Source organism: Gordonia oryzae (assembly GCF_003797185.1).
In the GTDB taxonomy this organism is placed as follows: Bacteria; Actinomycetota; Actinomycetes; order Mycobacteriales; family Mycobacteriaceae; genus Gordonia; species Gordonia oryzae.
The window spans coordinates 16,919-42,220 of record NZ_RKMH01000020.1 but is presented as its reverse complement, the minus strand read 5'-3'; the positions used below and the strand labels follow the sequence as shown (position 1 = coordinate 42,220).

At 66.5% G+C, this 25,302-nt stretch carries 25 protein-coding genes; 4 read left to right on the top strand and 21 right to left on the bottom strand.

From position 1 onward, the window contains the following. Window positions 1-1,131, top strand: coding sequence for an NAD(P)H-dependent flavin oxidoreductase (locus EF294_RS19785; protein WP_123932702.1), 1,131 nt, complete (start codon window positions 1-3; stop codon window positions 1,129-1,131). On the opposite strand, the gene EF294_RS19780 is transcribed toward EF294_RS19785, so the two are convergent. Beyond that, on the bottom strand, window positions 1,118-1,687 hold the full coding sequence (locus EF294_RS19780) for a TetR/AcrR family transcriptional regulator (RefSeq protein ID WP_123932700.1): 570 nt from the start codon (window positions 1,685-1,687) through the stop codon (window positions 1,118-1,120). The two genes, EF294_RS19785 and EF294_RS19780, sit on opposite strands and share 14 nt — an antisense overlap. Before the next feature lie 43 nt (window positions 1,688-1,730). Here EF294_RS19780 and zapE point away from each other — a divergent pair, with 43 nt between their 5' ends. Beyond that, window positions 1,731-2,747, top strand: coding sequence for a cell division protein ZapE (gene zapE / locus EF294_RS19775; RefSeq protein ID WP_123932698.1), 1,017 nt, complete (start codon window positions 1,731-1,733; stop codon window positions 2,745-2,747). Window positions 2,748-2,787: 40 nt separating this feature from the next. Here the strand turns inward: zapE and EF294_RS19770 are convergent, their stop codons facing one another. From EF294_RS19770 to EF294_RS19740, 8 genes are all read right to left on the bottom strand, one after another. Then, complete coding sequence (locus EF294_RS19770) at window positions 2,788-3,921, bottom strand: hypothetical protein (protein WP_123932696.1); 1,134 nt, start codon at window positions 3,919-3,921, stop codon at window positions 2,788-2,790. Window positions 3,922-4,257: 336 nt separating this feature from the next. Continuing rightward, window positions 4,258-5,853, bottom strand: a complete 1,596-nt coding sequence (locus tag EF294_RS19765) for an acyl-CoA synthetase (RefSeq protein ID WP_123932694.1) — start codon at window positions 5,851-5,853, stop codon at window positions 4,258-4,260. Window positions 5,854-5,983: 130 nt separating this feature from the next. Beyond that, a complete protein-coding gene (locus EF294_RS19760; RefSeq protein WP_123932692.1) occupies window positions 5,984-6,574 on the bottom strand; it encodes a TetR/AcrR family transcriptional regulator in 591 nt (196 codons plus the stop codon). Between the two features lie 51 nt (window positions 6,575-6,625). Continuing rightward, on the bottom strand, window positions 6,626-8,134 hold the full coding sequence (locus EF294_RS19755) for an aldehyde dehydrogenase family protein (protein ID WP_123932690.1): 1,509 nt from the start codon (window positions 8,132-8,134) through the stop codon (window positions 6,626-6,628). Window positions 8,135-8,232: 98 nt separating this feature from the next. Next, entirely contained in the window at window positions 8,233-8,388 is a 156-nt protein-coding gene (locus EF294_RS21605; RefSeq protein ID WP_185091165.1) for a hypothetical protein, read from the bottom strand. Window positions 8,389-8,529: 141 nt separating this feature from the next. Next, a complete protein-coding gene (locus tag EF294_RS19750) occupies window positions 8,530-9,687 on the bottom strand; it encodes an acetyl-CoA C-acetyltransferase (RefSeq protein WP_123932746.1) in 1,158 nt (385 codons plus the stop codon). Between the two features lie 22 nt (window positions 9,688-9,709). Next, window positions 9,710-10,531 carry an SDR family oxidoreductase gene (locus EF294_RS19745; RefSeq protein ID WP_123932688.1) on the bottom strand — a complete coding sequence of 274 codons (822 nt, stop codon included), beginning with the start codon at window positions 10,529-10,531 and terminating at the stop codon, window positions 9,710-9,712. Further along, window positions 10,528-11,778, bottom strand: coding sequence for an acyl-CoA dehydrogenase family protein (locus tag EF294_RS19740; RefSeq protein ID WP_123932686.1), 1,251 nt, complete (start codon window positions 11,776-11,778; stop codon window positions 10,528-10,530). The genes EF294_RS19745 and EF294_RS19740 overlap by 4 nt, the downstream gene beginning before the upstream one ends. Window positions 11,779-11,821: 43 nt before the next feature. Here EF294_RS19740 and EF294_RS19735 point away from each other — a divergent pair, with 43 nt between their 5' ends. Beyond that, window positions 11,822-13,369: a FadD3 family acyl-CoA ligase gene (locus tag EF294_RS19735; protein ID WP_123932744.1), complete on the top strand. Its 1,548-nt coding sequence runs from the start codon at window positions 11,822-11,824 to the stop codon at window positions 13,367-13,369. A 120-nt stretch (window positions 13,370-13,489) separates the two neighbouring features. Continuing rightward, window positions 13,490-15,007 (top strand): bifunctional aminoglycoside phosphotransferase/ATP-binding protein, encoded by a 1,518-nt coding sequence (locus EF294_RS19730; protein WP_123932684.1) that lies wholly within the window; start codon window positions 13,490-13,492, stop codon window positions 15,005-15,007. Window positions 15,008-15,032: 25 nt separating this feature from the next. On the opposite strand, the gene lysS is transcribed toward EF294_RS19730, so the two are convergent. The 12 genes from lysS to folE all read right to left on the bottom strand — a co-directional run bounded on the left by lysS (window position 15,033) and on the right by folE (window position 25,275). Next, the gene (gene lysS, locus EF294_RS19725) at window positions 15,033-16,568 is read right to left on the bottom strand and encodes a lysine--tRNA ligase (RefSeq protein ID WP_123932682.1); all 1,536 of its coding nucleotides are present in this window, start codon (window positions 16,566-16,568) and stop codon (window positions 15,033-15,035) included. 111 nt (window positions 16,569-16,679) lie between these two features. Next, window positions 16,680-17,099 carry a rhodanese-like domain-containing protein gene (locus tag EF294_RS19720; RefSeq protein WP_123932680.1) on the bottom strand — a complete coding sequence of 140 codons (420 nt, stop codon included), beginning with the start codon at window positions 17,097-17,099 and terminating at the stop codon, window positions 16,680-16,682. A 251-nt stretch (window positions 17,100-17,350) separates the two neighbouring features. After that, window positions 17,351-18,151, bottom strand: coding sequence for a type III pantothenate kinase (locus EF294_RS19715; RefSeq protein WP_123932678.1), 801 nt, complete (start codon window positions 18,149-18,151; stop codon window positions 17,351-17,353). A 33-nt stretch (window positions 18,152-18,184) separates the two neighbouring features. After that, window positions 18,185-18,619: an aspartate 1-decarboxylase gene (gene panD, locus EF294_RS19710; protein WP_123932676.1), complete on the bottom strand. Its 435-nt coding sequence runs from the start codon at window positions 18,617-18,619 to the stop codon at window positions 18,185-18,187. 70 nt (window positions 18,620-18,689) lie between these two features. Then, window positions 18,690-19,610, bottom strand: a complete 921-nt coding sequence (gene panC / locus EF294_RS19705) for a pantoate--beta-alanine ligase (protein ID WP_123932674.1) — start codon at window positions 19,608-19,610, stop codon at window positions 18,690-18,692. 13 nt (window positions 19,611-19,623) lie between these two features. Further along, the gene (locus EF294_RS19700; protein WP_123932672.1) at window positions 19,624-20,694 is read right to left on the bottom strand and encodes a Rossmann-like and DUF2520 domain-containing protein; all 1,071 of its coding nucleotides are present in this window, start codon (window positions 20,692-20,694) and stop codon (window positions 19,624-19,626) included. Window positions 20,695-20,887: 193 nt separating this feature from the next. Continuing rightward, window positions 20,888-22,186, bottom strand: coding sequence for a DUF6779 domain-containing protein (locus EF294_RS19695; protein WP_123932670.1), 1,299 nt, complete (start codon window positions 22,184-22,186; stop codon window positions 20,888-20,890). 126 nt (window positions 22,187-22,312) lie between these two features. Continuing rightward, the gene (locus EF294_RS19690) at window positions 22,313-22,855 is read right to left on the bottom strand and encodes a DUF3180 domain-containing protein (RefSeq protein WP_123932668.1); all 543 of its coding nucleotides are present in this window, start codon (window positions 22,853-22,855) and stop codon (window positions 22,313-22,315) included. Next, window positions 22,852-23,409 carry a 2-amino-4-hydroxy-6-hydroxymethyldihydropteridine diphosphokinase gene (gene folK, locus EF294_RS19685; RefSeq protein ID WP_123932666.1) on the bottom strand — a complete coding sequence of 186 codons (558 nt, stop codon included), beginning with the start codon at window positions 23,407-23,409 and terminating at the stop codon, window positions 22,852-22,854. Before folK ends, EF294_RS19690 begins: the two co-directional genes overlap by 4 nt. Beyond that, window positions 23,406-23,777: a dihydroneopterin aldolase gene (gene folB, locus EF294_RS19680; protein WP_123932664.1), complete on the bottom strand. Its 372-nt coding sequence runs from the start codon at window positions 23,775-23,777 to the stop codon at window positions 23,406-23,408. Before folB ends, folK begins: the two co-directional genes overlap by 4 nt. Further along, entirely contained in the window at window positions 23,777-24,664 is an 888-nt protein-coding gene (gene folP, locus EF294_RS19675; protein WP_123932662.1) for a dihydropteroate synthase, read from the bottom strand. The genes folB and folP overlap by 1 nt, the downstream gene beginning before the upstream one ends. After that, complete coding sequence (folE, locus tag EF294_RS19670; protein ID WP_123932660.1) at window positions 24,661-25,275, bottom strand: GTP cyclohydrolase I FolE; 615 nt, start codon at window positions 25,273-25,275, stop codon at window positions 24,661-24,663. The genes folP and folE overlap by 4 nt, the downstream gene beginning before the upstream one ends. Window positions 25,276-25,302 lie beyond the last annotated feature (27 nt).

The following is a 25,302-nucleotide window of genomic DNA, read 5'->3' as shown; positions in this document are numbered from 1 at the left end:
ATGACCGGAGATGGTATGACCGGCTCTGCCCCAACGGGTGCCAGGCGCGCCGCGCCCCTGCCTACGAGCTTCACCGATCTCGTCGGCATCGAGTACCCGATCGTCCAGACCGGGATGGGCTGGGTGTCTGGGCCGTCGCTGACGTCGGCGACAGCCAACGCCGGCGGTCTGGGAATCCTCGCGTCGGCAACGATGACCTATGACGAACTCGAAGCGGCCATCGCCAAAACGAAAGCGTTGACCGATAAGCCCTTCGGGGTCAACATCCGCGCCGACGCCACCGACGCACCTCAGCGGATCGACCTGATGATCCGGGAGGGCGTCAAGGTCGCCTCGTTCGCGCTGGCGCCCAAGAAGGAGCTGATCACCAAGCTCAAAGAGCATGGTGTGGTGGTAATCCCGTCGATCGGCGCGGCCAAGCACGCGGTGAAGGTAGCCTCCTGGGGCGCCGACGCGGTGATCGTGCAGGGCGGCGAGGGCGGCGGACACACCGGACCGGTCGCCACCACATTGCTGCTGCCGTCGGTACTCGATGCCCTCACAAAGAACGGATCCGACATGCCGGTGGTGGCGGCCGGCGGATTCTTCGACGGTCGCGGACTGGCCGCCGCCCTGGCGTATGGCGCGCAGGGGATGGCGATGGGGACGCGCTTCCTGCTGACCTCGGATTCGGCGGTGCCCGACGCCGTCAAGCAGGAATATCTGGCTCGTGGCCTCGGCGACACGGTGGTGTCGTTGAAGGTCGACGGGATGCCGCATCGGGTCCTGCGCACCCCACTCGTCGAGGCGCTGGAGAGCGGCAGCTCCGTCAAAGCCCTTCTCGCCGCAGCCCGTAACGCCAACGAGTTCAAGCAGCTGACCGGAATGCGCTGGACGACGATGCTGCGTGACGGCCGCGCCATGCGACGGTCGGGGGAACGTAGCTGGCAGCAGATCATCATGGCAGGCAACACCCCAATGTTGTTGCGCGCCGGACTCGTCGAGGGCGACACCCGCGCGGGCGTCCTCGCCTCGGGTCAGGTCGTCGGATTGATCGAAGATCTGCCGAGCTGCGACGAGTTGATCCAATCGATCATGACGCAGGCACACGAGCGTCTACACGCACTCGCCGCGCCGGTCAGCGCAGTGTGAGGAGGGTTCGCGTAACGAGATCGGCGATGACGCCGCGACGCGAGGAGTGCGGCTCGTCCCGCTCGAGACCTTGGGTGTGGCTGTAGACCACTCCCTCCAGGACGGTCACCAACCGCCGGGCCGCCACGTGCGGCTGCGCGGACCCCAGCGACTCCATCAGTCCTGCGGCCGCATCCTCGGAGAACATGCACCGACGCAAACGCCCGCGGACGTCGTCTCCGATTCCGAGGTCGAGTAACAGTGCCTGGCGCGCGATCACCTCGGCCACACGATCGGTAACGAGTCCGGTCACATACTCGCTGATCACCTCGACCGGGTCGCTGGAAGCGCCGGGTTGCCCGAGCACCACGTGGAACCGCTCACGGGAGAGGGTGATCAGCCGGTCGGCGGCGGCGAGCAATAGCGCTTCACGCGTGCGGAAATAGTACGAGGTCGATCCCTTCGGCAGATCGAGCCGACGATCGATCGCCTGATGCGTGAGAGCGTGCGTGCCCCCGGACGCCGCGAGTCCCAGCGCGGCATCGGCAATCTGGCAGCGGCGATCGGGACGGGACACACGTCACATAATAGCCAGACTCTACGATGATAGAGTCTGGACAATGTTCGGTCGCCGAAAACAATCCGCGCCGCCCGTGGGCAACGATGTCTTCGTCGAGGCCGCGACCCGCGCCGGCTTTCGACTGGATCCGTCCCAGATCGTTGCTGCGCAGCATCTCTCGGGTCGAGATCATCTCTATCTCACCGGGCCGGTGGGCCGGGGGAAGACGTGGCTGGTCGACACCTACCTCGGCGCCTTGCCCCCGAAGTGCGCACGGCGGCTCCATTGGCATGAGTTCGGACGTGACCTCGATGCGCTGATCAAAGGCCGCGGCCTCGAGGGAGCACTCGCGACGATCACGTCGGGTATCCGGGTCCTGTGCTTCGACGAGTTGACCGTCGACGACCGCGCCGACGGGATCTACATCGACGCGGTGATCCGGCGAGCGATCGAGCGCGACATTCGCCTGATCATCACATCCAATCATCGACCTCCTGATCTGATGCCCCACCCGTTACTCCACGCCACGTTTCTGCCGAGCATCGACTTCATTGAAATGCACTGTTCAACAGTAGAAATCGATGGTGGAACGGACTACCGCGCACGGTACCGGGCCGGCGCACACCACGACCAAGGGTTCGCCGGCGGCATGTGGACCACCGTCCGTGCCGCACCGACACATCGAGTGCCACAACCCGAGTCGGTCAACGGGCGCAACTTCTTCGCGTGGGACTCGACTCCCGACCACATCGGGGTGACGTTCGAGGAGATCTGTGGCCGACCGCTCGGGGCCGCCGACTACCTTCACCTTGCACGCCGGTACCGTTCGTGGACTGTCAGCGGCGTGCCCGGCCTCGCCGCAACCGACCGCCAGAGTGCCCGTCGCTTCGTCCACCTCGTCGACATCCTCTATGACCAGGACGTGCCGCTGACCATCGAATGTGCGGTCGGCCGAGGAGAGTTCGTGCATCACACAGTGGTCGACGACGCATCACGAGTTCGCCTGCTGAGTAGGCTCTCTGCCCTACGCGGGGCACCGGCGCCCAGCCGGACTGATCAATCGATCAAAACCAGATGATTCCGGAGCATCTTCGCCGGATGGGGTGGTTGCCGGCCGCTCAGGCAACTTCGATGACATGCAGGCCGTAGATGGTGAACCGGCAACCGTCGAAGGGCCCGGCGGAAACATAGTTTGTCTGGCAGAGCACGATATCCGGATCGTCCTCATTCTGGGGCAGTCGCGCGCCGAAGGTCTTCAACGTCGAGGCGATCAAGTGGGCGATGGTCCCGGCGTCGGCAACGGGATCGATATGGATCGACCGCATGGTGGGTTGATCATCGGCGGGTTGATCATCGGACAATTGCCACCCGAGATCGGCCAATACCGAATCGTCCGGCCCGCCCCAACCCCGAGCCGCCTCCGCGAAGAGGAATCCGTCTTCGTCGTCGATCAAGAACCGAACGAAACGTTCTGGGTGCCCCTCCGGTGCGAACACCACCGACATCCCGTCGCGGAGAACAACGAGCGTGCGACTGAGTACCACGACGGACCGCTCGAGCGCCTCGGTCAGGTCTGCCCAGTCGGTGACGAATCGCATTCCAGGACTGAGCATTCCGCTAAGCTTGTCGCCCGTCCGCGCTCGGACACCGGTCCATGCGGGACACAGCGGCGCGTCGAACGGACCATCCCCGTACTCGCCCATTGTGGCGACCTCGCGCTCGAACCGCTCAGCCGGATGCACAGCGATGCGCACTGTGCCATCGCAGTATTCGACCGCGTAGATCACCGCTGACGAACCGCCGCGAGATCGTCGGCCCCACCTGAACGACGAGGTCTTGCGCGATTCCCGCCACCAGTGGAACACAGTGCCGTCCGAATACCCACCGATCACCTGTGCAGACACACCAAAGTGGTCCTCGGTCGCGCGCAGGCACGCGGCGAGATCATCGAGCGTCGCCTGTTCGGCAATCACTCCGTCGACGCGGACGACGACGTTACAGTCGCTATGAGCGACCTCGCGCTGCCCAGCGTCGAACGGAGATGCAAAGCTGCCGCGCACTGCTCTGTCCACTGACTCAGTCGACCAGTCCCCCATATCGAGTGACCCCGCATGCGCGAGCACAGCGCGGTATCGGTTGACGTCGATCATCTCTTCCCCCAAGCAACCCATAACAATGATGCCGCTGGCCACCACACCGACCGCTGGTAGAAGTCCGGCACGATCCGGGTGGGCGCCCTTGTCGGCCGTCAACCTCAGATGCTCGAGAACTCACGCTGACTTGCCGGCCTGTTCGGATGGCGCCACCACCGTATCACCTCGGCCGCGCCGGGCAGATTCGGTCATCACAGGATGCAGACGGACCGGGAGACTGACAGAAAGTCACATTTACGAGATCCCGCCGACCCGCACGGATGGAACCGTCAGCAAGCCCCATTCTTGCGACTCAGACAGGAGTTTGTCCAGTCTTCGCCGGCCGGCGGTTTACGAGTCGGTGGGTCGAGACCTAAGGTGTGTCTCCCAATTCCCTTGGCGGGTCTTGGCGGCCCGATTGCGCCAATCCCTCGCAGAAGAATTGGGAGACACACCCTAGCCCGCGATCCCGTTGTGCTCGATTCTCAGATCCTTCTTGAGGATCTTGCCGCTCGGATTCTTCGGCAGAACATCGGCGAACACGATGTATTTAGGCCGCTTGTATCCGGCGAGGATCGGCTCGAGATGGGCTGCAACGGCCTCCTCGGTCAGAGTCGCGCCGTCTTTCGGGACGACGACGGCGGTGACCGCCTCGATCCACTTGGGATGTGGCACACCGAATACCGCGACCTCGGCCACCCCGTCGAGCAGATAGATCGCCTCCTCGACCTCACGTGAGGCGACGTTCTCCCCGCCGGTCTTGATCATGTCCTTTTTACGGTCGACCACCGAGAGGTAGCCGTCGGCGTCGATGATGCCGAGGTCGCCGGAGTGGAACCATCCATTGCCGAATGCCGCCGCGGTCTTCTCCTCGTCCTGGTAATAGCCCAGTGCCGCATGGGGACTGCGATGCACGATCTCGCCGACCTCCCCCACCGGTACCGGATTGTCGTCGTCGTCGACGACCTTGGTCTCGACATTCAAAGATGCCCGCCCGGCCGACCCCGCCCGGTCGATCTGCTCATGCGGCTGCAGAATGGTCGCCAGCGGCGACATCTCGGTCTGGCCGTAGAAGTTCCACAACAGCACGTCGGGCAACCGCCGCGACAACTCGCGCAGGATCTCTACCGGCATCGGCGAGGCGCCGTAATACCCCTTGCGCAGCGACGACAGGTCGCGCGTATCGAAGTCGGGGTGACGCAGCAGCGCGATCCATACCGTCGGCGGGCAGAACAGTTTGGTGACGCGTGCGGACTCGATGGTCGCCAGGATCGTCGCCGGATCGGGCGCGGGCAGGATGATGCTGGTCGCCCCGAGGTAGATGTCGGTGGCGAAGAAGCAGTCGAGTTGCGCGCAGTGATACATCGGCAGCGAGTGGATCTCGACGTCCTCACCCGACATTCCGCCGTCGACGATGCACGAAACATACTGTGTGATCAGTGATTTACTGGAGAGCAGCACCCCCTTGGGGCGGGACTCGGTGCCCGAGGTGTACATCATCCGCACCGGCTCATCGTCGCCGACGACGATGCCGGGCGCAGTCGCATCGCCGGAGGTCATCCATGCGGTGGCATCCTCCCACCCGTCCATCGGCGCGGCACCGGACAGGGCGATCCATCCGCGGATGTCGACAGCGGCGGCGGCGAGGTCGATCGCCGTGATCAGCGTCGGCCCGAGTGCATCCTCGACGACGACTCCGCGTGCCCCGCTGTGGGTCAGGATGAACGCGATCTCCTCGGCGCCGAGCCCGAAGTTGATGGGCACAAGAATCACCCCGAGTCGCGCGGTCGCGAAGGTGAGAACCCCGAACTGCCAGCAGTTGTGACTGATCAGCGCCAACCGGTCTCCGCGCTGGAGACCTCGCGCGGTCAGGGTGTTGGCGCACCGGTTCACCGCAGAATCGAACTGCGCGAACGTCAGTGTGCGGTCCCCGTCGATGATCGCTATCTTCTCGGGGCTGCGCTGGGCGCTGCGATGCAGCAACGCGCCGATCGAGTGTTCACGCGCCGTCCGGATCGCGGCGTCGGTCGATTCGCTGAATTCCGGTCCCATCACTGCCTCCGTTACCCGCAGGGTGTTGTCGACCACACAAATTACTCGGCCGTCCAACCAACCGAAACCCGTGGTCGGACAACGACGCCGACAGTGACCCGAACCCAGCGCGACCCCGGTGGAAGGAAGCTCAGCGCGGCAGGATGCCGTCGAGAACCACGGACAAGTATTGGTCGGCGATCTGCTCCACACTCAACGATCCGCCCGGCCGATACCAGCGGACCGCCACCCACACCGTGTCGCGCAAGAAGCGGTAGACGAGTTCGACGTCGAGGTCGGCGCGGAACTCACCATCGGCGACCCCACGCGCCAGCACCGAATGCCACAGCCCGCGAAACTCCTGATTGCGGTCGCCGATATAGGAGAAACGATCCTGCGGGGCAAGGCGTTTGGCCTCGTCCTGATAGATGGCCACCGCATGGTGATCGGCGTCGATGGACTCGAATGAGGCAATCACCAGCTGCCGCAGCGTCTCGGCAGCCGACAGACCGGCGTCGGCGATCTGCCGATAGCGGGCGAACAGGGCGTCGAGGAAACCCCGCAGGATCTCGTCGACCATCGACTCCTTGGAATCGAAGTGATGATAGAGACTCCCCGAGAGAATACCTGCGGCATCGGCGATGTCGCGCACTGTCGTCGACCGCAGACCCTGCTCCGCGAACATCCGACTCGCCGTCGTCAGCAATTCGTCGCGTCGGGAAGTTCCGTTACGTGGCGCCACCCCCGTACCCTAGCAAGCGCTTGGGTACGGGGGTGGCGCCCGCCAGGGGATTCAGCGCTTACGGACCTTCTTCTGTGCCCGCGCATTGAGCTTGGTCCACAGCTTCAGCTGACCGTTGGTCAACTTCTTGTCGCGGTTGGTAAACGGCGGCGACATCATCTCGGCCACGGAGAACGGCATCGTCGAAAAGGCCACGGCTCGTGCATGACTGAAGGTCTCGAAGCCGGTCTTGCCGTGGTAACTACCCATCCCGCTGCGCCCGATGCCACCGAACGGCAGCTCGGCACCGAACATGTGCAGCGCGAAGTCGTTTCCGTTGATCGACCCGCTGCGGGTGTTGTCGGCCAGCCGCGCGAAGTTGTCGTTGTCGTCGCCGCACCAGTACATCGTCAGCGGGTGCGGGTGGCCGGCGATGTAGCTGATCGCCTCGGTGAGATCCCGGTACGGGTACACCGTGAGCACCGGACCGAAGACCTCGTCCTCGGTGATTTTCATCCCCGACTTGACCCCGGTGAGCAGGGTCGGCGGGATCTTGCGACGCTCGGCCGACGGCAACGGTTCACCACCGGGGATGACCTGTCGCTTCTCGGCGCCGAGCGAGACCGCGTCGTCGATCAGCCCGACGATGCGCTCGTAGTTCTTCTGGTTGATCGTCGAGGTGTACTCGGGATTGTCGTAGATCGTCGCGAAGTTGGCGGTCCAGCGGGCCATCACCTTGTCGGTGAACTCACCGAGTCTGGCCTCCGGCACGAAGACGTAGTCGGGACACAGGCAGACCTGACCGCCGTTGACCATTCGGGCGTCGGCGAGCATCTTGGCCGCCTTGTCGATATCGGCGGAGACGTCGACGACGGCCGGGTTCTTGCCGCCGAGTTCGAGGGTTACCGGCACCAGATTCTTTGCGGCCTCCTGGGCCACCGAGGAACCGACCTCGGGCGAACCGGTGAAGAACATGTGGTCGACGGTGAGTTTCGCGAAATCCGATCCCGACCCGTGCGTGGGCGTGATGACCGCAAGTTCCTCGATCGAGAAGTAGTCGGGGGCGTACTTGGCGATCACGCCGGTGGTGCGCGCGGTGATCGACGACGGGCGCATCAGCACCCGGTTGCCGGCCGCGAACGCCGACGCCGCGGGCACGAAGGTCAGCTGCAGCGGGAAATTCCAGGGGCCCATGATGCCGACGACGCCGAGCGGATCGTGACGCACCCGCTGCTTGAAGCCGAGGGCTCCCTGCACACGCGCCGACACGGAATCGGCCATCCACTCCTTGACCCCGCGCCGCTGGTGGGTGAGGTCGATCATGCAGCCCGCAACGTCCGCGGCGATGCTCAGTTCCCTTGGCCGCGAACCGAAGTCGACGGTCAGCGCCTCGGCGATCTCGTCACCGTGATCGAGCAGCAGCGACGAGAGCCGGGTGATGCGGTCGATGCGGGTCGCCGCGTCCGGGATGCCGTCCCGCAGGAAGGCCGCACGCTGGATCTCGAGCAGTTCGGTCATCGAATGCGCCTCTGAGGAGACACGTCCCTCGGTCGTGCTGGTCACGTCAGCAGGTTTGGTCATTCGCCACCCTCCCTGGGTCGAGCGGCGTCTCGCGACCGTCGCTGAGACGTTTCCGTTCGCTCGTTCACCATAGTATGCGTCACGTCACAATGAAGTGGCTACACGTGTTCCCAGATCCCTCGCGACAGCGCCCGTTTGTTCGCCGACAGCGCCCGGCGGGGCGTCGACAGCGCCCGTTTGCTCGCCGACAGCGCTCGGCGGAGCGTCGACAGCGCCCGCTTGCTCGCCGACAGCGCCCGGCGGGGGGCCGACAACGCCCGATTGTTCGCCGACAGCGCTCGGCGGGGCGCCGACAGCGCCTAACAGGGCGCCGTCGGCGTCGTGGCGGGCGCTCTCGGCGTCCTACAGAGCGCCGTCGGCGTCGTGGCGGGCGCTCTCGGCGAACCACCCGCCGGTCAGCCCAGACGCTCGATGATGGTCACGTTGGCCGTGCCGCCTCCCTCGCACATCGTCTGCAGCCCGTACCGTCCGCCGGTGCGTTCGAGTTCATTCAGCAGCGTGGCGAAGAGCTTGGCACCGGTCGCACCGAGCGGATGGCCGAGGGCGATGGCACCGCCGTTGGGGTTGACCTTCGCCGGGTCGGCGCCGGTCTCCTTGAGCCAGGCAAGCACCACCGAGGCAAAGGCCTCGTTGATCTCGATAGCGTCGATGTCCTCGATGGACAGGCCCGTCTTCTCCAGTGCGTATGCGGTCGCGGGGATCGGTGCAGACAACATCATGACCGGGTCGTCGCCGCGCACCGAGAGGTGATGGATACGGGCCCGCGGGGTCAGCCCGTACTCGGCCAAAGCCTTCTCGGACACCACGAGCGCGGCCGACGCGCCATCGGAGATCTGGGAGGCTACGGCGGCGGTCAGCCGCGATCCCTGCGCCAACGGTGCGAGCCCTGCCATCTTCTCCAGCGACGTCTCGCGCGGACATTCGTCGACGACGCAGTCACCGAGCGGCGCGAGCTCGTTGTCGAAATGACCCGCGGCGATGGCCTGCGCCGCGCGCTGATGCGACTGCAGCGCCCACGCCTCCATGTCCTCGCGGCTGATGTCCCAGCGCACCGCCATCGCATCTGCGCCCGCGAATTGCGAGATCTCGGCGTCACCGAAGCGCTCCCGCCACCCGGCGGATTCGGCTGTCGGCGTGGTGAATCCGAATTCCTGGCCGGCGATCATGGCCTGACTGATCGGGATGGCACTCATGTTCTGCACCCCACCGGCGAGCACCACGTCCTGGGTACCGCTCATCACGCCTTGCGCGGCGAAATGGATCGCCTGCTGCGAGGATCCGCATTGCCGGTCGACGGTGGTGCCCGGGATGGCGAGCGGCCCACCGGCGGCGACCCACGCAGTGCGGGCGATGTTGCCCGCCTGCGGCCCGATAGCGTCGACGCATCCGAAGACCACGTCGTCGACGACCATCGGATCGATGCCGGTGCGCTCGAGGATCGCGGTGATGACGTGGGCGCCGAGATCGGCGGGATGAGTCTTGGCCAGCGAGCCGTTACGCTTGCCGACCGGTGTTCGGACGACGTCGACGATATAGGCTTGGGGTGACATCAGTTCTCCTGGTGGGTGTTCGGGGTCAGGCTCGCTGGCTGGAGATCGAGACGACCTCGCCGGTGAGATAGGTGGTGTAGTCGCTGGCGAGCATCGCGATGGTGGCCGCGACCTCCCAGACCTCCGCGGCACGTCCGTATGCCTCGTGCGCGGCGAGCTCGTCGAGCAGTTCGTCGCTGGTGACCTTCGCGAGGAAGGGATGCTTGGCGATCGACGGCGCAACCGCATTGATGCGCACCCCGAATTCGGCGGCTTCGACTGCAGCACAACGGGTCAGTGCCATCACTCCGGCCTTGGCGGCGGCGTAGTGGGCTTGTCCGCGTTGGGCGCGCCAGCCCAGTACCGAGGCGTTGTTGACGATGACGCCGCCGTGTTCGACGGACCGAAAGTGGCGCAGGGCAGCACGCGTGGCACGGAAGGTGCCATTCAAGGTGATGTCGACGACGCGGTCCCACTGTTCGTCGGTCATGTCGGCGACCGGGGTCTCGCCACCGAGTCCGGCGTTGTTGACCAGAACATCGATGCGGCCGAGTTCGTCTGCGGCACGCGCGATCAGCGCATCAACCTGCGCGGTGTCGGAGACATCGCAGGTTGCCTGCGCGACCGTCCGGTCACCGAACTCCGCGGACAGCTTCTCGGCAGCCTCGCCGAGCCGGCGTTCGTGCCAGTCGCTGACGAGGACATCGGCACCTTCGAGCAGTGCCCTTCTGGCAGTGGCGAATCCAATGCCGGTTCCCGCGGCGGCGGTGACCACCACCTTACGTCCCGACAGAAGTCCGTGGCCAGGCGTCTCCGTCGGCGGGTCGGCCAACGGCGAACGGCGGTTGTCGATGTCCGGGATGGTCATGCACGGGCCTCTCGGGGTAGGCCGAGCACACGCTCGGCGATGATGTTGCGCTGCACCTCGTTCGAGCCGCCGTAGATCGTGTCGGCGCGAGTGAAAAGGTAGAGCCGTTGCCACTCGTCGAGTTCGACGTGTTCGGGATCGGTGAGGTCGTTGAACGCACCCTCTGCGGTGGTCGCGGGTCCGATCAACGCCGAGGCGCCACGCACGGCCATTCCCAACTCGCCGAGATCGCGATGCCAGTTGGACCACAGGAGTTTTCCGACGGAGTCGGCACCGGCAACGCCGTCGAGCACTGCTTGCGCGTGGGCTCGCATCACGCTCAGGCCGATACCCGCGCGCGCGATGCGGGTGGCGACTTCCGGATTGTCGAGAGCACCGTTGCCACGCGCGAGATCGGTGACGGCGTCGAGTTCACGTGCGAAGCCGACCTGTTGTCCAAGGGTGGAGACGCCGCGCTCGAATTGCAGCAGTCCCATGGCGACCCGCCAGCCGTCACCAGGATCACCGACGATGTTGTCGGCATCGGTCACCGCATCGTCGAAAAACACCTCGTTGAATTCCGAGGTGCCGGTGAGTTGTTGGATGGGCCGGACGGTGACGCCCTCCTGGTCGAGGGGGACGAGCAGAAAACTCAGCCCCTTGTGCCGCGTCGAGCCCGGCTCGGTGCGACAGAGCACGAACGCCCACTGTGCCACGTGCGCCAAGGACGTCCAGATCTTCTGCCCGTTGATCTGCCACCGCCCGTCGGACGGACTCGCCGTGGTCGCCACGCCTGCGAGATCCGATCCGGCACCCGGCTCGGAGTAGCCCTGTGCCCAGAGTTCGGTCACGTCGACGATGCCGGGCAGGAATCGCTGTTTCTGCTCGTCGGTCCCGAATTCGATGAGCGTCGGGCCGAGAAGCTCTTCGCCGAGATGGTTGACCCGAGCGGGGGCGTCGGCGCGAGCGTACTCCTCGTGGAAGATGATGCGCTGGTTCAGCGTGGCGCCGCGCCCGCCGTGCCGCGTCGGCCAGCCCAGGCACGTCCATCCGGCGCGCGCGAGGTGACGATCCCACTCGAGGCGCTCGGTGAAGAACTCGTGTTCACTGCCGGGGCCGCCGCGACCACGCAACGACGCGAAGCCACCGGCGAGATTCTCCTCGAGCCACCCACGGACCGCCACGGCGAACTCCGCGTCGGCGTCGGGCGTCCGAGCTGCCCATTCGCCAAGATCCAGGGATCTGTCGGCAAGATCGATCGAGGTCATGACCGCTAGCATAACCTACCAAGCAAGTGCTAGGTTGGGGAGCATGGAGAGCGTCTCGACGACCCCGTCCGCGCTGCGTCGGGCGGCCCGCGAGTGGCCGGATCGACTCGCCCTGGCCGATGCCCAGTGGAGCAGTCCGGTCGAGTACTCGTGGTCACAATTGCACGATCGGGTCGTCGATACCGCCGCGGCCCTGATCGCGTCGGGGGTGGAGCACGGAGATCGGGTGGCGGTGTGGTCACCCAACAGCCATCACTGGCCGGTTGCGGCACTGGGCATCCATTACGCCGGTGCGGTGCTCGTACCACTGAACACCCGCTACACCGCCGGCGAGGCCGTCGACGTGATCGGACGGGCGGGGGTGCGTGCCGTCGTCGTCTCCGGCGACTTCCTCGGAGCCGATCACGCCGCCGAACTGATGACCACCCATCGCGACGCGATGCCAGACCTCGTGGTGCGGATTAGTTTGTCGGACAACCAAAAAACACCCGACGGTGCACTCGACTGGACCGATTTCCTCGACCGTGCCACCGACGAGACCCGCGCGCAGGCCCGGGCGCGCGCCGACGACGTCGCCCCCGACGACCTCTCCGACATCCTGTTCACCTCGGGCACCACCGGCACATCCAAAGGCGTACTGGCCGAACATCAGCAGACCGTCGCGGGTTCACACTCGTGGGGCGCCAACGGTCGCCTGTCCCCCGACGACCGCTATCTCATGGTGAACCCGTACTTCCACACCTTCGGCTACAAGGCGGGCATCTTGGCGTGCGTGTTGTTCGGGTCGGCGATGTTCCCGCAGGCCGTGTATTCGCCCGCCGAGGCCATAAAGCAGGTTGCTGCGCAACGGATCACCGTCTTCCCGGGAGCGCCGACCATCTTTCAGACCATCCTCGACGAGCCTGCACGCGAGAGCCTCGATCTCTCGTCACTTCGGTTGGTGGTCACCGGCGCAGCGATCGTTCCGGTGGTCCTCGTCGAACGTATCCAGCGTGACCTCGGCGTCGACACCGTCATCACCGCCTACGGGCTGACCGAGGCCAGCGGGTTTGTCTCCACCTGTACCCCCGACGACGATGACAACACCGTCGCAACCACCTGCGGGCGCGCTTTCAAGGGCATGGAGATCTCGATATCGGAGCGGGGTGAGGTACTCGCGCGCGGAAAAATGGTCATGCGCGGCTACCTCGACAACCCCCAGGCGACGGCTGAGGCAATCGACGCCGACGGCTGGCTGCATACCGGCGACATCGGCACCATCGACGGACGCGGCAATCTGCGGATCACCGACCGACTCAAGGACATGTACATCTGCGGCGGCTTCAACGTCTACCCAGCCGAGGTCGAACAGACCCTCGCCCGCCTCGACGGCGTTACCGAATGCGCGGTGATCGGCGTCCCCGACGACCGACTTGGCGAGGTGGGCCGCGCCTATCTCACCGTCCGCGACGGCGCCGGCCTCGACGAGGACCGTGTGATCGCTTACGCCCGTGAGCATCTGGCGAACTTCAAGGTGCCGCGGTCGGTGGTCGTCCTCGACGCCTTCCCCCGGAATGCGGCCGGAAAGATCCTCAAGCGCGAGTTGGGCTGAGGGTTCGTCCACACGTTTTCGGTTCTTCCCCTGGAAATTTCCGGGAGAAGAGGGGAAATCCAGGCAAGAAGGGCGAGGGCCCGGTCGGCACGATCCGAACGACTGTGGTCGGATGGGAGGGTGTCGACCACCCCCGACCCCACCGATGTGCTCACCGCGGCAGGCGCCCTCGACCCCGACCTGCCCACCGATCGGATCGTCACCCACGGCGCTGTCGTCTTCCTCAACGGCGCCCGCGCATGGAAGATGAAACGCCCTGTGCGCCTGCGGTTCTTCGACTTCTCCACCCCTGAGCTGCGCCACGATGTCCTACAGCGAGAGCTATCGCTCAATCGCCGGTTCGCGCCGGAGGTCTATCGGGCCGTACATGCGATCCGCCGTGCCGATGACGGCAGCCTCGCCCTCGACGGGCCCGGCGAGACGCTCGACTGGGTCCTGGAGATGACGCGCTTCGACGACGACGCACTTCTGGTCCACCGGGCCGCGCCCGGCAACCTCGACGACGCCTTTCTCCGAAAGCTCACCGAGAGCATCGTCGACCTTCATGCGTCCTCGCCGATCCGCGACGACCCGCACGGTGCGACCCGATTGCAGGAGGTGGTCGACGGGAACCTGGCAAGCATGTCGGCGTTCCCCGACGTTATCGATCCCGCTACGGCGCAGCGTCTGACGAGCCGGATCACCGCGATGATCGCCGAACGCTCCTCGATTCTCGACGCCCGGGCCCGCCAAGGGCGGGTGCGACGTGTCCACGGTGACCTGCACCTGGGCAACATCGCGATCATCGATGACCGTCCCGTCCCTTTCGATTGCCTCGAGTTCGACGAGGAGATGGCGACCACCGACGTCCTCTACGACCTCGCGTTTCTGCTGATGGATCTGTGGGCGCGGGACCTACGACATGAGGCGAACGTCGTCGTGAACCAGTACCTCGACCGCTCCCCCGACGACGAGGGCGGATTCTGCCTGCTGCCGATCATGCTCGCCGTGCGGGCCACGGTCCGCGCGCATGTCAGCGCCGCCGCGGACGCCGTTGACGACGCCACACGCTACCTGTCGCTCGCACTGGGGTTCACCGAACCGGTCGCGCCGCGGCTGATGGCGATCGGCGGTGGGTCGGGCACCGGGAAGACCACCGTCGCCCGCAAGATCGGTGGGGACCTCGAGCCCGCGCCGGGTGCACGGATTCTGCGCACCGACATCCTGCGCAAGCGACTCGCCGGTGTCGGCGAGGCCGAGACGCTCCCGCGCTCGGCCTACACACCGCAGGCCCGGTCAGTGGTCTACGACGAGTGCAACCGGCTGGCCACAACGGATCTCGCAGGCGGCATGAGCGTCGTCGCCGACGCCGTCTTCGGCAGTGCCGCACAGCAGGAGGCGATCGTCGCCGTGGCCACCGAGACCGGCGTCGACTTCACCGGATGGTGGCTGGAACTCGATGAGGCCGAACGCATCTCCCGCATCGTCGATCGGGGACCCGATGCCTCCGACGCCGACGAGGCGGTGGCGAGACGGCAGACCGCGACACTCGAACCGCCGGATGAGTGGACCCACGTCGACGCGCACGCCGACCCGGCGCTCTTCCTGAGGACATCCGTTCGTCCGCCGCAGATCTCCCGGGGACGCACGAAAGAGTAGGGGAAGTACACTCTTCCCCTACTTCTCAGCTGATCGGCTTGACCAGCGGGAACAGGATCGTTTCGCGGATGCCGAGGCCGGTCAGCGCCATCAGGAGCCGGTCGATTCCCATACCGGTGCCCGCGGTCGGCGGCATGCCGTACTCCATGGCGGTGAGGAACTCCTCGTCGAGGCGCATGGCCTCGTCGTCACCGGCGGCGGCCAGACGCGCCTGGTCGACGAAGCGCGCACGCTGGATGACCGGGTCGACGAGCTCGGAGTAGCCCGTGGCCAGCTCGAATCCGCGGACGTAAAGGTCCCACTTCTCGACGACGCCGGGAACGCTGCGATGCGCACGGACCAGCGGCGAGGTCTCGACCGGGAAGTCACGGACGAACACCGGCTGCGAGAGCTTCTCGCCGACCATGTGCTCCCACAACTCCTCGACGAGCTTGCCGTGCCCGTAGCCCTTACCCGTCGGGATCTGAAGCCCGACCTTCGCCGCGACGTCCAGCAACTCGTCAACAGTGGACCCGGGGTGATCGGCACCGCCGTCGGGCACGATCTCTTGCCCGAGCGCCTCCGACAGTGAGGGATACATCTGCAACGAGGTCCACTCGCCGGAGAGGTCGTAGACCTCTCCGTCGGCCATCGTGGGCGTCAGCGTCCCCAAGGCACGCTGCGAAACCTCTTGGACGAGTTCACGAGTCATAACCGCGGCGTCGTCATAGGTGCCGTATGCCTGATAGGTCTCGAGCATCGCGAACTCCGGCGAATGCGTGGAGTCTGCGCCCTCGTTGCGGAAGTTGCGGTTGATCTCGAAGACGCGCTCGATACCGCCGACGATGCAGCGTTTGAGGAACAATTCCGGCGCGATACGCAGGTAGAGGTCGATGTCGAAAGCGTTGGAATGGGTGACGAACGGCCGGGCCGCGGCGCCGCCATGCAGGGTTTGCAGCATCGGCGTCTCGACCTCGAGGAATCCGCGCTTACCCAGGGCCGCACGCAGTTCGGCCATCACCGAGATCCTGGTGCGGGCGATCGAGCGCGCCTCGGGCCGCATGATGAGATCCACGTAGCGCTGGCGCACCCGCGTCTCCTCGTTCATCTCCTTGTGCGCGACGGGCAAGGGACGCAACGACTTCGACGCCATCTCCCAGTCGTCGGCCATCACCGATAATTCCCCGGTGCGAGAGCTGATCACCTGGCCGTGGACGAAGACAATGTCGCCGAGGTCGACCTCGGCCTTCCAGCGCACGAGGGACTGCTCACCGACGCCGTTGAAGGAGATCATCGCCTGCAGTTGGGTGCCGTCGCCCTCCTGAAGCGTGGCAAAGCAGAGCTTGCCCTTATTGCGCAAGAAGATGACACGGCCGGCGATACCGACCATCTCACCGGTCTCGGTGCCGGCCTCCAGGTCGGAGAACTGCGCGCGGATCTCGGAGAGGGTATGCGTGCGCGCAACCGCCACCGGATAGGCCTGGCGGCCCTCGTCGAGAATCCTCTCCCGCTTCTCCCGCCGGATGCGGAGTTGTTCGGGGGTCTGCTCGTCGGCAATCGTCTCGTCGGGCGCGTCACTCACGTCCGTGAGCGTATTCGGTGGCGGTAGCGTCCACCAAGTTCGGCGAACAGCCATTCGGGGCCATCGCCATCCGTGTCGGTTATCAGGTGCACCGCTGCTAGTGCACCGCTGTCAGTGCACCGAGAAGATGTCGAGCTCGGCCTGCCTGATCCGGCCGTTGATGCCCGCCCGTCGCAGGCCGCGGTGACCGCCGACGACGAACACCGTGCCGATCACCCCCCGCGCCTGCAAATGCCAGCTCAGCCATTCGGCTTCGTGGCCGTCGTCGGAGACGAGAATCCAGCGGGCGTCGTGGGTGGCCGAGCGCAGTGCCGTCGGCGATCCGGGGGTGAGCAGATCGAGTGCCTCGGCGGCGTCGAGTGCGAGTGCCCCGACCAGCGCACCGTCGGCCTGACGCTTGCGGTGGCTGCGGATGTCGACGGGAACGGCTCCCGAGGCGACAGCCTCGGCATAGCGGCTGGGCTGCAGCGACAGCGGGCCGTTGGGTGTGGGAGCAGAGACGGGTGCGAGAACCTGGACCGATGCGGTCATGGTGAGAAACCTCGAGTGATCGAAAAATGAGCGGGGAGCGCTAAGGAGGGCGACCGCAGATGCGGACTCAGCCCTGACAACACTCCTGACAGCTCGTGATCACGTCGCTCAGTGTGCCACAGTGAACGCCAGCGGGTCCAGGGTCAGCGGGATTTGTGCACCGGGTGAGCAAAAGTCGATCTGCTTCCCTCGCATAGGCGCTGTCGGCGCAGTGCAGGGCGCTGTCGGCGCGGTGCAGGGCGCTGTCGGCGCTATTTGCGTCGCACGGACGCCTTGGTGCGTTCGTGCACCAGACGTAGCCCCTCGAGGGTGAGATGGGTGTGGTGAGTGGTCAGCGTCGAGCATTCGTCATATATCAGCGGTGCCAGGTAGCCGGTCGCCACGACGGTCACGTCATCCCCGTCGAGCCCCGCGACCGTGCTGCGGATGCGGTTCACCAGGCCGTCGATCTGACCGGCGAATCCGAACAGGATGCCCGACTGCAGGGCCTCGACGGTGTTCTTGCCCAGGACACTGCGCGGCGGCAGCAACTCCACCTTGCGCACAGTGACAGTGTGTTCGTTGAGCGCCTCGACACCGAGGTCGACGCCGGGTGCGATGGCGCCGCCGAGGAACTCGCCCCTGACCGACACCGCGTCGACCACGGTCGCCGTCCCGCACGCCACCACGATGGTCGGCCCGCCGTAGGTGTGAAAGGCCGCAAGGCAATTCGCGACGCGGTCAGTACCCACCTCTCTGGGATTGTCGACCAGCAGCGGAACCCCGGTGCGCACACCGGGTTCCAGGATGACATTGTGCGGGTTGTCGAAGTACCGGCCGACCATCACCCGCACCTCGCGTAGCAGCGACGGAACCGTCGACAAGGCCGCGACGCTGGTGACCTGCTCGATGTCGGAGCCGAGGAGTCCCTGGATCAGCAAAGCCAATTCGTCTGCGGTGCGCGCGGGTTCGGTGTGTAGGCGCCAGTCGCGGACCAGTCGCGCATGTGTGCCCGTACCGGCGAACACGCCGAGATGGGTGTTCGTGTTGCCGATCTCGACGGTGAGTAGCATCAGCGGAAGACGCCCGTCAGCAGGTGGCCGGCCTCACGCATGAGCGGCGGCGAGCTCGTCGGCATGGCGAGGATCGCGTAACCCCGACCCCTCCGGCGCGCGGGCCGGGTCGGTGCCCTGCTCGAGAACCCGGTTGTACTCGTCGACGAAGACGACGTGCGGTAGGTATTCGGCGATCTCCCGCTCATCGAGAATACCGTAGGCGATGATGATCACCAGATCTCCGGGATGGACGAGATGTGCTGCAGCCCCGTTGATCCCAATGACCCCGGTACCGCGTTCACCGGCGATCGCGTAGGTCTCGAGTCGCGCGCCGTTGGTGATGTCGACGATGGTGACCTGCTCACCCTCGAGCAGGTCGGCGGCCTCGAGCAGGTCGGCGTCGATGGTCACCGAACCGACGTAATGCAGGTCGGCCTGGGTTACGGTGGCGCGGTGGATCTTCGAGGTCATCATGGTGCGCAGCATGTGTGGTTCCTCCGAGGTCGTGGACAGGATGGGCAGAGAAGTCGTTTGAGTCGCACTCGTTGTCGACGGATCATTCGGACCTGGCCTCGCGTTCTTCCAGGCTCAATCCGATAGCGACGCCGACGTTGTCGATCAACCGCGCCGCGCCGAGTCGGGCAGCAACCAGCAGTCGCCCGTAGCCCTTGTCCGGCGGCTCCTCCAACGAACGACCCCGCAAGGCGAGATAGTCGAGTTCGATGTCGGGTACCGAGGACAAGACCTCTTGCGCCACAGCCACAATGGCGTCGGCACCCTTGGGTGCGGCGTGCGCGCCCGCGGTCAGCGCGGCCGACAGGGTCGTCGCGAGTTCCCGCTGCTCGACGGACAGATACCGATTGCGCGAACTCATTGCGAGGCCGTCGGCCTCGCGGACCGTGGGAACGCCGACGATCTCGACGTCCATATTCAGGTCCGCCACCATCTGACTGATGAGCACCAATTGTTGGTAGTCCTTCTCCCCGAAGTACGCCGTGTGCGGCGCCGCAATGTGCAGAAGTTTGTTGACAACGGTGAGCATTCCGCCGAAATGCCCTGGGCGCGAAGCCCCGTCGAGGATGTCACCGGCCGGTCCGGGATGGATCATGGTGCGCCGGCCGTTCGGGTACATCGCCGCCTCGGTGGGCGCGAAAACCAATTCCACGCCCAACGGCGCCAACAGCTCGAGGTCGGCGTCGAAGGTCCGCGGATAGGCGTCGAGGTCCTCGCCGGCCCCGAACTGCAGCGGATTGACAAAGATTGACACGATCACGACGGTGTTGCCGCGTTCCTGTGCCGCGCGGACCAATTCAAGATGTCCGGCGTGCAGCGCACCCATCGTCGGCACCAGGGCGACGCGTCGTCCGGTGCTGCGCAGTGCCGCGCTCACCCGGTGCAATGCTGCCGGATCGCGGTGCACCGTCAGGGTGCCGGGGGTGAAGAGGTGAGCCTCGTCGGCAATCACGTGGGCACTCATCGTTGCTCCGTATTCATCTGGGCCTCAGGGCATCGAGGACCGCCTGCGGCGCCTCCGACTGGTGTGCGGCGCGGCGCGCCAATACGCGGTACGCCTCGGCGATCGAACCCCCATCGGTGTCTGCACCGTCGGCATCCGCGCTGTCGGCACCGGGCAGCGCCCTCAAGGCCGCCAGGTGGGCGGCGACAGCTGCGCCATCCCCGCGTGCGACCGGACCCGTCAACGCCGACGCGCCGAGGTCGAGGACGTTGTGCAGCGACGCGGTCACCAGCGGTCCGAGGATGCGTTCGGCCAGGCGCACCGGGTTTCCGTCGACGGTCGCTGTCGACTGCCCGGTCCCGGCGGGGCCGGCGATCGCGTGGTTGAGTGCGGCCACCGCATCGCTGATGAGCGCGACGAGGTGATTGGCGCCGTGGGCGAGCGCCGCGTGATACAGGGTGCGGTCGCCCTCGGCCACCCGCACCGGCTCACCGCCCATCTCGATGACGAGGGCTGCAGCGATCGCCTCACCGACCTCATCACCCGCGGTGATCCCGAAACACGCCCGCGTCATCCGCGAGGTGTCGTCGGCCGTACCGACGAAGGTCATCGCCGGGTGGATCGCGAGTCCGGTCGCGCCCAATGCGGTCAGCGGTGCGAGGATGCCGACGCCGTGGGCTCCCGCGGTGTGAGCCACCAGGGTGCGTGGGCGTAAGGCTCCGGTGGCGGCGATGTCGGCGATCACGGTCGGCAGGACGGAATCGGGCACCGCGACGAGGAGGAGTTCGGACCGGGATACGACGTCGGCGAGCTCGAGGATCGCCGATTCCGGCAGCCGCTGCTCCACCCGGCAGCGCGAGTGCGGTGAACGCGCGACAACCGCACCGACCACGTGTCCGGCACGTTCGAGTGCCTCCCCAAACGCCGTGCCGACTCGTCCGGCGGATACGACTCCGACGGTCAGTCGAGCGGGAGCGGGGAGGTTGGTGATCCCTGGGATCGAGGCGCCGTGGTGTACCGATGCGCCGTGGCGGGCATATCCGTCCCCGTCGGGCCGGGGTAGGCCGACAGACGCCGCACGGGCGTCATCGTTCGACGAGGTCACCACTGTCCTCCAGGTCGTTCCAGTCCCGAGGGCTGCCGGGCGGCGCCCACAGCGGGTGTGGTGGGCCGCGACGGCCGGGTACCGGACGTTGCAGAGTCAGGGTAGGTGGTGGCCGCAGCCCGGATCCATCCCGTGTGACGGGACTCACCCCGCGGAGCCGAACGGCAAAACAGCGTGGTTGCGTGAAACGCGATCAGTCGCGACGACGGCGTCGCCCGCCGCCCGCGGCGTCGGTGTCGCGGAGTTGCTTGAGCAATTCCGACACGGGAAGACCGTTGGAATGCGCGTTGTCGGAGTCGTCGGCAGGGTCGTCGACCGCCACCGGCTCCGGCTGCTCCTCAGGGCGTCGCCGACGCCCTCCTCCACCGAACGCGGTTGTGCTTGCTGCGCCGGCGGTTTCATGCCGACCAGACGACCGCGCGGGATTCGGACCGGACGCATCGGCAGCCCAAGCCACGGGCGTCTCGGCGGCGCTGCCCGGCGTGGACATCTCGGGGGCGGTCCGATCCCATTCGTCGGTCGGGGTCTCGTCGACGAACGCGGCGGGCTCGCCGACCGCGTCATGACCGGACCGCTGGTGAGCCACCTGTCCGGGACCGGGCTGATCGTGACCCGACTGGCCGTGACCGGAGCGCTCCGGGAACCCCGACGTCGCGGAATCCGATAGATGGTCGGCCGTCGATGTGGCGAAACGTCCCGACAGCGGGTCGTCGGTGACGATCGGGATGACCTCGGTCATCTCATTGGGGTCGACCTTGCGCTCCACGTGGCGGCCGTCATCGGCAGCCGGAACGGTCTCGGCGAAGTCGCGTGCGGCGACCAGACCATCGTCGGGGGCGTGAAAATCGGCGGCGCCGAAGCCTTCCGGACGGTACTGATCCGGGGCGAAGCCCGGCGCACCATAGGCGCCACCAAGTCCACCGAAGGCGGAGTCGCCGCGCCCGGAATCCGAGTGCGAGACGTACTGGTTGGGATCGACGTACTGGTGGGGATCAAGGCCGCCGCCACCGAGGCCGGATGCGAGTTCGCGCAGCTTCTCGTTGGGCAGAGCGACCTGATCGTCGGGGAGGGTTTCGCCGAGCAGCCGCTCGAGGCTGGCGCGCAGTGAGATCACCTGTTCCTTGAGGGAAGCGAGTTCGACACCAGATTCGGCGGCGACCTCCTTGCGAATGGTGGTCTCGACGTCGAGTTCGTACTGACGACGCGCGGCGATCTCACGCTCGAGCTGGAGTTCGTACACGAGCCTCAGATCGCGGCTCTTGGCCTCGGCGGTCTCGGCCTGCTTGCGGAATCGGGTCACCCCGATCGCTCCGATAACCGCGGCCCACAGCGCCGCGATGACGGCGAGGCTGCCCGGGATCGACCGGTTGCCGGTGAAGATCATCAGAATGCTGGCCGCCAGAGCCAGCACGACCAGCAGCCCCAGCAGCCATTGGCCGACCGAGCGGCCGGCGCGCCGGGTGTCAGAGGAGCGGCCGGTGGAGGTCGTCATATCTGTGCAACTTACCCGTTGACCCGGCTTTGGGTGTACAAGCCCGGCGGAGAGTCACGAATCGTCGATGCGCTATGGCTCGGCGTGAGTGGCGCCGCCGGAATCGTCGGCGTGACCGTGGAGTTCTCAGGCCGGGCCCGGTCGCGTGTGACCGTTGCCGTTGACGGAATTGTCGTCGGGGTCGTCGGGCGCGCGGCAACAGTATTCGAGCCAGAGGGCGGCAACGATGAGCAGCACACCCCCGATCAGGCCGACGACCGCGGCGGGCGTGTCGCGTTCGGCGGCGCTCACCCCGGTCTGATTGAGCAAGAAGACAAGCATCCCGCCCCACAATCCAGTGGCGATCGCCCCGAGAATCGCCGACGCCTTGGCCAGCGCGACCACCCGGGCTGCGGTCAGCGGGTGCAACTGCCCGCGGGCGCGGCCGACCTGTTTGCCCTCGACGCGTGCCCGCACGATGAACCCGGTGGCCGCTTCGGTGACGGCGAGGACGTAGAGGACGATGCCGGCCAACGACGGGATCGGCGGGACGCTGGAGTAGTTGTAGCGCACCAGAATCCATGCGGTGACGCCGACAATGACGGCCACGAGTACCAGGTCGAGGGGCCTGGTCGGCCCCATCCCGTGGTGCTCGTCGTCGTCCTTCTTGGGCGCGGACGGCTCGCTCATCGCAGTGCACTTCTCGACAGCGGCCCGATCCGGCGTACCCCGTCGCGCTCGTCGGCGGGCAGAGCCGCGGAAAGCTCGGCGACCAGACGGGGCCCGGCGTCGGTGAACAGTTCGGCGTCGGGGTCGATCTGCAGCCATGGCAGCAGCACGAACGCCCGCTGATAAGCCCGCGGATGCGGCAACGTGAGGGTCGGGTCCGCCGAGCGGACGGTGCCGCCGGCGGTGTCGACCGTGATGACATCGACGTCGAGGGTGCGGGGTCCCCATCGCACCTCGCGTGTGCGGTGCGCTTGATCCTCCAGGTCGGCGCCGATCCGCAGCCACTCGTGCGGCTGGCGTGTGCCCTCCACGATCAGCGTGATGTTGCAGAAATCGTCCTGCGCGACCCCACCCCACGGTGCTGTCGCGTACACGTCGGACACGGCGACGACGCGGATGTCACGGCCTGCGGCGGCGAACCCGTCGGGCACCAGCGCCAAGGTGGCCATCGGGTCGCCGATGTTGGACCCCGCGGACAGCACCACGCGGCTGTGACCGACAGGGGGGGTGCTCACTTGACCGACTTCCGTGACCGACGGGTGACCACCGCGACGTCGTCGAAAGCCAACGGGATCGGCGCCGATGGCTTGTGCACGACGATCTCGCACGAGAGGACTCGCTCGTCGGCCATCACCGCATCGGCGATCTCCGCCCCGACCGTCTCGATCAGATTCCGCGCCGGGCCCGCGACGATCGCATGTATCTGTTGGGCCAACGCACCGTAGTCGACGGTGTCGGCGAGGTTGTCACTGGCCGCCGCGGCACGCAGGTCGGCCCACAGTGTGGCGTCGACGATGAAGAGCTGACCGTCATGGCGTTCATGCTCAAAGACACCGTGATTGCCGCGGACCCGCAGCCCCCTCAGCTCGATCCGATCGGTCATCAGCGCTCCCCTGCCGATAGGTGGGTGTGTACCCGGCCGCCCTCACCTGCACGCCACGCTGCGGCCACGAGGACCGCGTCGCGGCCAGCGGCGACGTCATGGACCCGCACCCCCCACGCCCCGCCGGCAGCGGCGAGGGTCGACACCGCCGCGGTGGCGACGTCCCGACCGGCCGGCGGCCGGTCGGCGCCGCCCGCAGCCAACAATGTGCCCAGGAAACGTTTACGAGACGCGCCGACGAGGATCGGGAAACCCAGCCCGACAAACGTCGGCAGCGCGTGCAGCAGGGCCCAGTTGTGGTCTGCGGTCTTGGCGAAACCCAGGCCCGGGTCGAGGATGATCCGATCCGGGTCGACGCCGGCGCTGACGGCGGCATCGACCTGACCGAGCAGTTCGCGACTGACCTCGGCGACGACGTCGTGATAGCCGCCGACATCGTCGACCCGGTGCGTGAAGCGACGCCCGGCGTCGGAGTCGTCCCCAGCCGGACGCCAATGCATGAGAATCCACGGCAGTCCGGCATCAGCCATCACACGGGCCATATCCGCGTCGGCACGGCCTCCGGACACATCGTTGACGATGCGCGCGCCCGCCTCGATCGCGGCCGCTGCGACCGAGGCGCGCATGGTGTCGACGGAAACCGTCGCCCCGAGATCGGTGAGCGCGGAGATCACCGGAGCGACCCGCGCGGTCTCGATCGCCGGATCGACCCGAATGGCGCCCGGACGGGTGGATTCGCCGCCGACGTCGATGAGGTCGGCGCCGTCGTCGAGCAGTTGCTGGCCGTGCGCGAGCGCGGCGTCGAGATCCAGGTAACGGCCGCCGTCGGAGAACGAGTCGGCGGTCACGTTGATGATGCCCATCACCTGGGTCGGCGCAGGACTCACCGGGTAATCAGGTCGAGCGCTTCGCCCCGCGACACCGCACTGGTCTTGAACAGGCCACGAACCGCCGACGTCGTGGTCCGTGCCCCCGGCTTGCGGATGCCGCGCATGGCCATGCACAGATGTTCGGCCTCGATCACGACGATCACGCCGCGCGGATTGAGCCGTCGCACAATGGCATCGGCGACCTCGCTGGTGAGACGTTCCTGAACCTGCGGACGTTTGGCGTATAGGTCGACCAGCCGCGCCAACTTGGATAGGCCGGTCACCTGCCCGCTGACGCCCGGGATGTAACCGACGTGTGCGACCCCGTGAAAGGACACGAGGTGGTGCTCGCACGTCGAATACAGCGGGATGTCCTTGACCAACACCAGCTCGTCGTGATCCTCGTCGAAGGTCGTCGCGAGCACTTCCGAAGGATCGGTGTACAGCCCCGCGAACATCTCGCGATAGGCGTTGGCGACACGGGTCGGGGTGCGCCGTAACCCTTCTCGATCCGGGTCCTCGCCGATCGCGAGGAGAAGTTCACGCACCGCGGCCTCGGCCCGTGCCTGATCGAACTCCGGCACCGGTTCCGCAGCAGAATCCGGACCCGGTTGATCGAGTGTCGTCACATCCGTCCCCTTTGTTCGCCTCCAGTC

Coding starts and splice junctions, on each gene's coding strand:
- EF294_RS19735 (WP_123932744.1), top strand. CDS start 11,822: ATGGAGAGCGTCTCGACGACCCCGTCCGCGCTGCGTCGGGCGGCCCGC.
- panD (WP_123932676.1), bottom strand. CDS start 18,619: ATGCTGCGCACCATGATGACCTCGAAGATCCACCGCGCCACCGTAACC.
- panC (WP_123932674.1), bottom strand. CDS start 19,610: ATGAGTGCCCACGTGATTGCCGACGAGGCTCACCTCTTCACCCCCGGC.
- EF294_RS19745 (WP_123932688.1), bottom strand. CDS start 10,531: ATGACCATCCCGGACATCGACAACCGCCGTTCGCCGTTGGCCGACCCG.
- EF294_RS19765 (WP_123932694.1), bottom strand. CDS start 5,853: ATGGGACCGGAATTCAGCGAATCGACCGACGCCGCGATCCGGACGGCG.
- EF294_RS19785 (WP_123932702.1), top strand. CDS start 1: ATGACCGGAGATGGTATGACCGGCTCTGCCCCAACGGGTGCCAGGCGC.
- EF294_RS19695 (WP_123932670.1), bottom strand. CDS start 22,186: ATGACGACCTCCACCGGCCGCTCCTCTGACACCCGGCGCGCCGGCCGC.
- EF294_RS19755 (WP_123932690.1), bottom strand. CDS start 8,134: ATGACCAAACCTGCTGACGTGACCAGCACGACCGAGGGACGTGTCTCC.
- EF294_RS19690 (WP_123932668.1), bottom strand. CDS start 22,855: ATGAGCGAGCCGTCCGCGCCCAAGAAGGACGACGACGAGCACCACGGG.
- EF294_RS19715 (WP_123932678.1), bottom strand. CDS start 18,151: ATGCTACTCACCGTCGAGATCGGCAACACGAACACCCATCTCGGCGTG.
- zapE (WP_123932698.1), top strand. CDS start 1,731: ATGTTCGGTCGCCGAAAACAATCCGCGCCGCCCGTGGGCAACGATGTC.
- EF294_RS19740 (WP_123932686.1), bottom strand. CDS start 11,778: ATGACCTCGATCGATCTTGCCGACAGATCCCTGGATCTTGGCGAATGG.
- folB (WP_123932664.1), bottom strand. CDS start 23,777: ATGACCGATCGGATCGAGCTGAGGGGGCTGCGGGTCCGCGGCAATCAC.
- EF294_RS19720 (WP_123932680.1), bottom strand. CDS start 17,099: ATGACCGCATCGGTCCAGGTTCTCGCACCCGTCTCTGCTCCCACACCC.